Consider the following 8,489-nt stretch of genomic DNA (forward strand, 5'->3'; position numbering starts at 1 on the left):
CCACCTAGTGCCAGCCGCCCGACCGATGCCTCACCCCTACGGGCTGCAGCAGGTTGGACCCACAACCCCGCTAGCCCAGGGAGCCACAATGCCCAGCCCAAACACCACCCCGGCCCGTCCGACCGCACACAACACCCCCGGAGCAGTTCCCGGAGCGCGGCGGGCTGCTGGACGCAGCCGATTAGCCGTCGTCGGCGTCACCGCCGCCGCGGCGGTCGCCGGCTGGGCGGTCCTCGCACCGCTGGCCGGCCTTACGCTCACCGCGCGTCAAGGCGGCGTACAGCACATCGGCGTCGTCGCCGTCCTGCTCTCGTCCGTCGCCGTCGGCTTCGCAGGCTGGGGCCTGCTCGCGATCCTCGAACGCCGTACGCCGCGAGCGCGCGACATCTGGACCGTCATCGCCACCATCGTCTGCCTCACGTCGCTCGGCAGCCCGCTCGACAACGGCATCGGCCTCGGCGCGAAACTCGGCCTGGCCTCACTCCACCTGATCGTCGGAGCGACGGTGATCTTCGGCCTCCGCCGGACCAGCTCCACCGAACGGTGCTAACTGCGCGGCCTGGTAGAACCCCCGGATGTGCGCGGTCACCAAGTCCGCCGCGCGCTCCGGCTCCCCGCCGCGCACCGCGGCCAGAATCGCCCGATGCTCGGCCCGCAACCCGATCGCCGTCCCTTCCCAGTCCGGCAGGTTCGGCACCGCGGCGAGCACGTACCCGTGGATCGCCGACCGCAACGACGTCATCACCGCGGCGATCAGCACGTTCCCCGCGAGCCCCGACAGCGCGACATGGAACTCCGCGTCGAGCACATGGAACTGCTCCGGGGACAGCTCCGTGTCGTCCATCCGGTCGAGCAACTCCTCGGCGACCTTGAGCTCGCCCGTCCCGAGCACCCGTCCGGCGGCCTCCCGAGCCGCCCACGACTCGAGCAGCAGCCGGGTCTGCACCACGTCGCCCATCGGCAGGTGATTCGTTGCCAGGTGCAACCGCAGTACGGCGGTCAGCGGGGACACCGGCTCCGCGACGATCACTGCACCCGCCTCGGGCCCGGACCCGGTCGCGGTCCGGACGACGCCCATCGCCTCCAGCACCCGGACCGCCTCCCGCACCGACGGCCGGCTGATCCCGAGCTGCTCCGCCAGCGCCCGCTCGCCCGGCAGCCGGCCGCCGATCCGCAGCCGCCCGGCCGCCAGGTCCGCCTCGACCCGGTGCAGGACCAGCTCGTAGTTCTTCATGTGGACGACCCTACCTGTGTGGTCGGACCACAGGGTAGGGTGTGGTCCGACCACAGATTCAGCCGGGAGTTGTGATGACCGATCGACAGATGCCCAAATGGTCCGAGCTGAAGCCGCTGCTGCGGCCGAAGCCGATCACGGTGAACGCCACCGACCGGCGGCTCGACAAGGCGCTGACGATCGCGGACCTGCGGGCGATCGCGAAACGCCGTACGCCGCGCTCGGTCTTCGACTACACCGACGGCGCCGCCGAGGCCGAGATCAGCCTGCAGCGCGCCCGCCGGCTGTTCGCCGAGATGGAGCTGCAGCCGTCGATCCTCCGCGACGTCTCCGAGATCGACCCCGGGACGTCGATCCTCGGCGGCCGCTCGGAGCTGCCGTTCGCGTTCGCGCCGACCGGCTTCACCCGGATGATGAACCACGAGGGCGAGAGCGCGGTGGTCAAGGTCGCCGAGGAGGTCGGCATCCCGTACGCGCTGTCGACGATGGGCACCACGTCGATCGAGGACGTCGCCGCGGCCGCCCCGAACGCGCGCAAGTGGTTCCAGCTGTACGTGTGGAAGGACCGTGACGCCGGCGAGGACCTGGTGAAGCGTTCGGCGGCCGCCGGGTACGAGGCGTTGATGCTGACCGTCGACGTACCGGTGGCGGGCGCTCGACTTCGCGACGTACGGAACGGCTTCACGATCCCGCCGTCGCTGACCGCGAAGACCGTGCTGGACGCGTCGATGCACCCGGCCTGGTGGGCCAACCTGCTGACCACGCGCCCGCTGACGTTCGCTTCGCTGTCCACCTGGGACGGCACCGTTGCCGAGCTGCTCGACAAGCTCTTCGACCCGACGATGACGATCGACGACCTGAACTGGCTGCGCTCGATCTGGGACGGCCCGCTGATCGTCAAGGGCATCCAGACCGTCGAGGACGCGCGGCGCGTGGTCGACGCCGGCGCGGACGCGGTCGTGCTGTCCAACCACGGCGGCCGCCAGCTGGACCGGGCGCCGACGCCGCTGCGGATCCTCCCGGAGGTTCGCAAGGCGGTCGGCAGCGACGCGGAGGTCTACCTCGACACCGGCATCATGTCCGGGGCGGACATCGTCGCGGCGATCGCCCTCGGCGCCGACGCCTGCCTGGTCGGCCGCGCGTACCTGTATGGCCTGATGGCCGGCGGTCAGCGTGGTGTCGCACGCGCCGCGGACATCCTCACCAAGGAGGTCCGCCGAACGATGGCGCTACTCGGCGTCTCCAGCGTTGCAGAGCTCAACCCGTCGCACGTCCGCCTGCCCTGACACCTACAGCGGCAGGGTCGCCGTGATCCGTAGGCCGCCGCTCGGCGTGCACTTGGCGGTGAGCGTGCCACCGAGTGCGGTGGCACGCTCGCGCATGCCGGAGATGCCGTTGCCTTCGATCGGCGGAGCGGTCAGCGACTCGCCGTTGTCGTCGATCTGGAGCACCAGCGAGTGCTCGCCGTACTGGATCCGGACTGTTGCCGACGTCGCCTTCGCGTGCCGTACGACGTTCGTCAGGGACTCCTGGATGATGCGGAACGCGGCGCGGTCGAGGCCGGTTGGCAACGGGCGGGGTTCGCCGTGGACGATCTTGTGCACTTCCAGGCCGGCCCGGGCCGTGCGGCTGACCAGGTGGTCGAGGTGATCCAGTCCGGCGACCGGTTGGCGGGGCGCCGACTCGTCCGACTGTCGCAGTACCCCGACGATCGAGCGGAGCTCCACCAGCGCCTCTTTGCTGGCGTCCTTGATCGCGGACAGTGCCGGTGCGGCCCGTTCGGGTTGCCGATCGACCAGGTGCAGCGCGGTGGACGCCTGCACGTTGATCAACGAGATGTGGTGCGCCACGACGTCGTGCAGCTCCTGTGCGATCCGCAGCCGCTCCTCACCGGCTCGTCGGAGCTCCTCCTCCTTGCGTGTCTTCGCCGCGGCCATGACACGGTCGCGGTGCGCGCGGAACAGCTCTGCCACGAAACCGAGGACACAGAAGCACGTCCCGACCAGGAGAACCTGGTACACCCCGTCCTGGTTGATGCCGAGGACCATTCGCCCACCGACATGCAGGACGTACAGCGCGGTCAGCCCGGCCCAGCCCGCTAGTCGATGTCCTAGTCGGATCGTGGTGAAGACCGCGATCACGAACGTCAGGATGACCGGGCCCCACGGGTACTCGCGGAGCATGTAGACGAGCGTGGTCGCGACAGTTGCCCACAGCACCGGTACCGGATGGGTGCGCAGCCAGTAGAGCGAGATCGTGCCGATCAGCAGGATGACGACCATGAACGCGTCGGGCTGCCGACGGTCCGGCTGTCCCTGCGCCGATCCGAAGGTGCCGATCACCGTGACGAACGACAGCACCACCGGGAACAGCACACGACGGGCCCGCGCCGCGATGGCGGGGACGTCGTACGGGTCAGTCGTGCTCACAGTACGCAACCGTAGAGGGCGGGTGCAGCCAGTGTCATCGTCGCCACGGAGTACTTCGGCCTGCGCCCGGCGTGGTAGTTCAGTATTTGACCTTGTAGATCTTCTCTTCGTAGGCCTGGCCGTAGTACTCCTCCAGCGCCGCGAGATCCTCGTCCGGGCGCTCCAGCGCCTGCGCGATCCGGGGGCGGGTCGGCACGGCGTCCGGCTCCCAGGTCTCGGGCTTCCACAGCTTCGAGCGCAGGAACGCCTTCGAGCAGTGGTGGAAGACCTGCTCGATCTCGACCAGCAGCGCCAGCTGCGGGCGGTTGCCCTTCACGACCATGTCGTCGAAGAACGGCGCCTCCTTGACGATCCGGGCCCGGCCGTTGATCCGGAGCGTGTCGCCGCGGCCGGGGACGAAGTAGATCAGGCCGACGTGCGGGTTGCTGAGAATGTTGGTGAAGCCGTCGACGCGGCGGTTGCCGGCCCGGTCCGGGATCGCGATCGTGGAGCGGTCCAGGACCTTGGTGAACCCGGCGGGGTCGCCCTTCGGCGAGACGTCGCAGGTCCCGTCGTCGGCGGAGGTGGCGATCAGGCAGAACGGTGAAGCGGCCAGCCAGTCGAGGTCGAGGTCGTGGAGCTCCTTGCGCTCCTTGCCGGCGGCGGCTGCGAGAGGCTGCGGCACGAGGTCGCGCAGCTCATCGTACGTGGTGATCTCGACCAGTCCGGGAATCTCCATCAGGCGGCGTTCTCCTCTAGCAACGACGGCGTGGCGTCCACGTTGACGGCCCTCGTCCGCACGGCCCATCGTACGGCGGGACCAGTTGCGCAACTGGTCCCCAGGAACAGCGCACCGACCACCAGCCAGCCGATCGGACCCCATCCGAGGATCACCGTTGTGAGCAGTGCCGGGCCGAGCATCCGGGCGATCGCGGGGCCGGTGCCGAAGAAGCCCTGGTACTGACCCTGCTTGTCGGCGGGGGCCAGTCCGAAGCTGATCTCCCAGGCGCCCGAGGCAAGTTTCATCTCGCCGAGGGTGAGGAACGCGGCGGCTACGACGAGCACTCCGGCGGTGATCGTGGCGCTCAGATTGATGGCGGTCGTTGCGAACACCCCACAGGCGGCGAGCATGGCGAGTCCGGCGTACCGGATCGAGCGGGAGGCGGTGCGGAGATCCTTGACGCTCTTGGCGACCCGTACCTGGAAGAGCGTGACGCCGATCGTGTTCACGATCATCAGCGAGGCGACGACCCAGCTCGGGGCATTCGTTCGGGTGACGATCCAGAGCGGCCCGACCAGGCTGATCAGTGGCATGAAGAGCAGCATGATCGCGTTGAGCAGCGCGAGTACGGCGTACGGGCGGTCGTGGAGGACAGCCAGCCGCGGTTCGCCTTGTGTGCGGACGCTGATCGCGATCGACGGCACCCTGCTGATCAGCACAGCCGCAACCAGGAAGCTCACCGCGTCAATCCCGAACACGATCAGGTACGCCGCCTCTGTGTCGAACCGCAGCGCGACGCCGCCGAGGAGCGCGCCGACGGCGAGACCGGCGTTCACCGTGGACTGCAGGAACGCGCGGATCCTCGTGCGCTCGGCCGGCTGGACGAGACCGGCGAGCAACGCCTGACGGGCGGCGGTCAGTCCGGTCTGGCTGCAGGCATAGACGATTGCCGCGATCAGGAAGCCCGCGAAGCTCCTGACCACCAGGAAGGCTGCCACGGCGGAAGCTGTGGTGAGCGCGAGGAGGACCGCCGTACCGCGGGCGCCGCGCCGGTCGGCGAAGTTGCCGAGCGGGACGCCCGCGAGGAACCCGATCAGCCAGGCGACGGTCAGCCCGAGACCGACCTCGGCCGTCGAGAGGCCGACGACCCGGGTGAAGAACAACGCCGAGGTGACGACGAACGCACCGTCGCCGACCGAGTTGGCCAACTGCGCCATCGCCAGGTCCCGCGGCGCTCCGGCCGGGGGAAGCATCTGTCCGAGTCTGCTGCTCATGTGTTGAGCCTAGGGAGTTAACGGCCCAGGGTGGAGATCCATTCTCGGTGTCAAAAGATGGGCCACTTTGGCCTGTGGACAACTCGGATCCGGGGGCCGAATCGCGGCATCTTCTAGGCATGAGCTTCCAGAACCTGACTCCCACCTGGGCCGACCAGCCCCTCACCACGCCCGGCGCCGCCGCCGATGTCGTCGACCTGATGGTCAGTCTCGGCGACCGCCAGCGCGGCACGTTCGCCGTACTTCTCTGCGATCCCGACGACTACTACCGAGCCACCGTGACCATCGATCTGCCGTCCGAGTTCGAACACCTCAGCCACACCCTCGACACCGCCGGCCTGTGCTCGTCCGCACTGTCTCCGATCGTCACGGCGGTCCGCACAGCTCCCGGCACCGGGATGATCCTCGCCCTAGGTCGTCCCGGCCCGGCCGGGCGCAGCGAGCTGGACGACCAATGGGCGCGAGCAGCCACCGCCATCTGCCAAGCCGCGGACATCCGCCTGCTGGGCTTCTATATAGCCACGAGTGAGGGAGTCCATCAGCCGACGATCGCGCACCGGCAGGCTGCATGACGGAGCTCAGTAGTCATCGCTGGCGTCTCGCCGCGGTGGGCGTCCGGTCGCTCGCTGACACCCGGCCGGCTAGTTGGGTCAGCGGACTCCGCGGGGGCGGAACTGGATGCTGATTCGGGGGCCGATGTGGCCGGACGACTTGGGGATGGCGTGTTCCCAGGTGCGCTGGCACGAGCCGCCCATGATGATCAGGTCACCGTGACCGAGCGGGTACCGGATCGCCGAAGCGACCGGACCACTCGACCCTCCGGGCCGCGGACGCAGCGCCAGCACACGCGGCTCACCCACGGAAAGGATCGCCACCATCGTGTCCTCGCGGTCACCGCGGCCGATGCGATCACCGTGCCAGGCAACGCTGTCCCGACCATCGCGATAGAAGCACAACCCCGCGGTCCGGAACGGCTCACCCAACTCGTCCGCGTACCGCGCGCTCAGGGCATCCCGCGCCTCGTCCAGGATCGGCAACGGCAGCTCGGAGTTCTCACCGTAGAAGCACAACAACCGCGGCACATCGACCACCCGGTCGTACATCTGCCGCCGCTCCGCCTGCCACGGCACATCCCGAGCCAATCGCTCGTACACCTGATCCGCCCCGGTCAACCACCCCGGCAACACATCCACCCAGGCCCCGCGCCCCAACTCGGTCCGCGTCAGCCCGTCCAAGGACCCCAACGCCGGATCCGCGAAAGCATCCAGCAACGAGCCCTGAAGATCAGCACCCATACCCCCACCATACCCGAAACTCGAACATATGTTCCCATCGATCTCCCGGCAAACCTGCGCTCGCAGACCGTGGTCGTCGACGGGCCGCTCTGGACCTGCCCTCTCCGCGGTGCTTCCGTTCGTCGGACCTCGTCGGAAGGGCAACAAGCGATGGCTGACACACAAACACCGCCCGAACTCACGTACATCCTGAACATTCACTACGCCCAGCCTGATGGCGTCGACCTCCGCCTGGACGTCGTCGCACCGGCGCCGCTACCCACAAGCCCTCTTCCAACTGTCGTCCGCATCGATGGCTGCCCGAGCTGGGGCCCCAACTGCACGACGTCCAGTCCGCGCTGAGATGGCTACGCCGCAATCCACTCGGCCTGCCGATAGATCAGGACCACATCGGCATCTGGGGCCACTCAGCCGGCGGCCACCTAGCCGCAGTAGCCAGCCTCAACCCAAACCGGACCGCCCGACGAGCCCAAGCCGCCGCAACCCGATCCGGCACGAACGAGACGACGTAGCCCGAGACGACGTTCAGGCGGTCGTCACGATCAGCGGACCAAGTGACCTCCCGCGCCCAGGCGGGGCTCTCCGCATCGATCGGCCCTCGCCGGTGACCGCGCTCGTGGGCGGCGACGTCAGCCCCCATCGAGAACAATTGCGCGCCGCCAGTCCACTAACTCACGTCACTCCGGCAGCCCCGCCGTTCCTAATCATCCACGGCACCTCCGACGAAACAGTCCCGTACGAGCAAGCCGAACCTCTACACAACGCACTGCTCGCCTCGCGTACGGACACCCAACTACTCCCCATCACTCACGGCCATCACAACCTCCAACGCGATCCGCATCATCAGCACAACGACCAGGTCTGGCAGTACGTCGCAAACGAAGCCGCAACCTTCTTCAACCGCCACCTCCGACCGCGCGACAGCGACCGTCCGCGCCCAGGCCAAAGCCCGTGAAGCGAGCGCTAGGTAAGCCTCAACCTGCAGAACAACCGCTGTGCAGACCCGCCACGTCCGTCGGCCACGCCACGTCGGTCGGCCACGCCACGTCCGTCGAGCACGGCAGGTCCTCAGTCATGCCGTGTCGGTCAGACCTGCCACGACCTCAGACCCGCCACGCCCCTCAGACCCGCCACGCCCCTCAGACCCGCCACGCCCGTCAGACACGGCACGCCCGTCGGACGGGGCGGCCATCGGCTGCATGACCGCCGCTTCGGTCACCCGCAGCCGCCTTCGTGCGTGGTCCGCTGGCGCTTGAAAGTGGCGGGGGAGGCGACGCCGGTCGGGTGGCGGCTGCGGGCTGCTCGTGGGACGCCGTTCGTCTCGCGTCGTGCCGCCAACGAGGCGCGTCATCGTGTGCCAATTGCCACGCTGATTGCTCGGGACCGTCCGGTCGAAGATCCACGGAATCCCTTACAGGTAAGGGATTTGCGGATCGGAGGATTTGGAGAAGCAGGTTCGACAAGATAGAATCGAACACATGTTCGACAATGATCTGAGTGAGCTCTCCACGGCCGACCTGCTCGAGTCGGCCGCCGAGCACCGCGCGCTCGCCAACC

10 protein-coding genes are annotated in these 8,489 nt (G+C 68.5%); 5 read left to right on the top strand and 5 right to left on the bottom strand.

What is annotated here, in order from left to right:
- Positions 1 to 88: 88 nt before the first annotated feature.
- A complete protein-coding gene (locus ACWGID_RS35925) occupies positions 89 to 550 on the top strand; it encodes a DUF6069 family protein (RefSeq protein WP_452203805.1) in 462 nt (153 codons plus the stop codon).
- On the opposite strand, the gene ACWGID_RS35930 is transcribed toward ACWGID_RS35925, so the two are convergent.
- Positions 479 to 1,234 carry a FadR/GntR family transcriptional regulator gene (locus ACWGID_RS35930; RefSeq protein WP_452203806.1) on the bottom strand — a complete coding sequence of 252 codons (756 nt, stop codon included), beginning with the start codon at positions 1,232 to 1,234 and terminating at the stop codon, positions 479 to 481. The genes ACWGID_RS35925 and ACWGID_RS35930 overlap by 72 nt on opposite strands.
- Before the next feature lie 74 nt (positions 1,235 to 1,308).
- Here ACWGID_RS35930 and ACWGID_RS35935 point away from each other — a divergent pair, with 74 nt between their 5' ends.
- The gene (locus ACWGID_RS35935) at positions 1,309 to 2,520 is read left to right on the top strand and encodes an alpha-hydroxy acid oxidase (RefSeq protein WP_452203807.1); all 1,212 of its coding nucleotides are present in this window, start codon (positions 1,309 to 1,311) and stop codon (positions 2,518 to 2,520) included.
- A gap of 3 nt (positions 2,521 to 2,523) precedes the next feature.
- Here the strand turns inward: ACWGID_RS35935 and ACWGID_RS35940 are convergent, their stop codons facing one another.
- The 3 genes from ACWGID_RS35940 to ACWGID_RS35950 form a co-directional block, all read right to left on the bottom strand.
- The gene (locus tag ACWGID_RS35940; protein WP_452203809.1) at positions 2,524 to 3,663 is read right to left on the bottom strand and encodes a sensor histidine kinase; all 1,140 of its coding nucleotides are present in this window, start codon (positions 3,661 to 3,663) and stop codon (positions 2,524 to 2,526) included.
- A 79-nt stretch (positions 3,664 to 3,742) separates the two neighbouring features.
- The gene (locus ACWGID_RS35945) at positions 3,743 to 4,381 is read right to left on the bottom strand and encodes a pyridoxamine 5'-phosphate oxidase family protein (RefSeq protein ID WP_452203810.1); all 639 of its coding nucleotides are present in this window, start codon (positions 4,379 to 4,381) and stop codon (positions 3,743 to 3,745) included.
- Positions 4,381 to 5,637, bottom strand: coding sequence for an MFS transporter (locus tag ACWGID_RS35950; RefSeq protein ID WP_452203811.1), 1,257 nt, complete (start codon positions 5,635 to 5,637; stop codon positions 4,381 to 4,383). Before ACWGID_RS35950 ends, ACWGID_RS35945 begins: the two co-directional genes overlap by 1 nt.
- Positions 5,638 to 5,756: 119 nt before the next feature.
- Here ACWGID_RS35950 and ACWGID_RS35955 point away from each other — a divergent pair, with 119 nt between their 5' ends.
- Positions 5,757 to 6,209 carry a hypothetical protein gene (locus tag ACWGID_RS35955; RefSeq protein ID WP_452203812.1) on the top strand — a complete coding sequence of 151 codons (453 nt, stop codon included), beginning with the start codon at positions 5,757 to 5,759 and terminating at the stop codon, positions 6,207 to 6,209.
- A 78-nt stretch (positions 6,210 to 6,287) separates the two neighbouring features.
- Here the strand turns inward: ACWGID_RS35955 and ACWGID_RS35960 are convergent, their stop codons facing one another.
- Positions 6,288 to 6,932 (bottom strand): alpha-ketoglutarate-dependent dioxygenase AlkB, encoded by a 645-nt coding sequence (locus tag ACWGID_RS35960; protein ID WP_452203813.1) that lies wholly within the window; start codon positions 6,930 to 6,932, stop codon positions 6,288 to 6,290.
- Positions 6,933 to 7,249: 317 nt separating this feature from the next.
- Here ACWGID_RS35960 and ACWGID_RS35965 point away from each other — a divergent pair, with 317 nt between their 5' ends.
- Together ACWGID_RS35965 and ACWGID_RS35970 are read left to right on the top strand one after the other, a co-directional pair.
- A complete protein-coding gene (locus tag ACWGID_RS35965) occupies positions 7,250 to 7,444 on the top strand; it encodes an alpha/beta hydrolase (protein ID WP_452203815.1) in 195 nt (64 codons plus the stop codon).
- Entirely contained in the window at positions 7,420 to 7,887 is a 468-nt protein-coding gene (locus tag ACWGID_RS35970) for a prolyl oligopeptidase family serine peptidase (protein ID WP_452203816.1), read from the top strand. The genes ACWGID_RS35965 and ACWGID_RS35970 overlap by 25 nt, the downstream gene beginning before the upstream one ends.
- The last annotated feature ends 602 nt before the right edge of the window (positions 7,888 to 8,489 follow it).

The sequence above is a fragment of the Kribbella sp. NPDC054772 genome, from assembly GCF_053611945.1.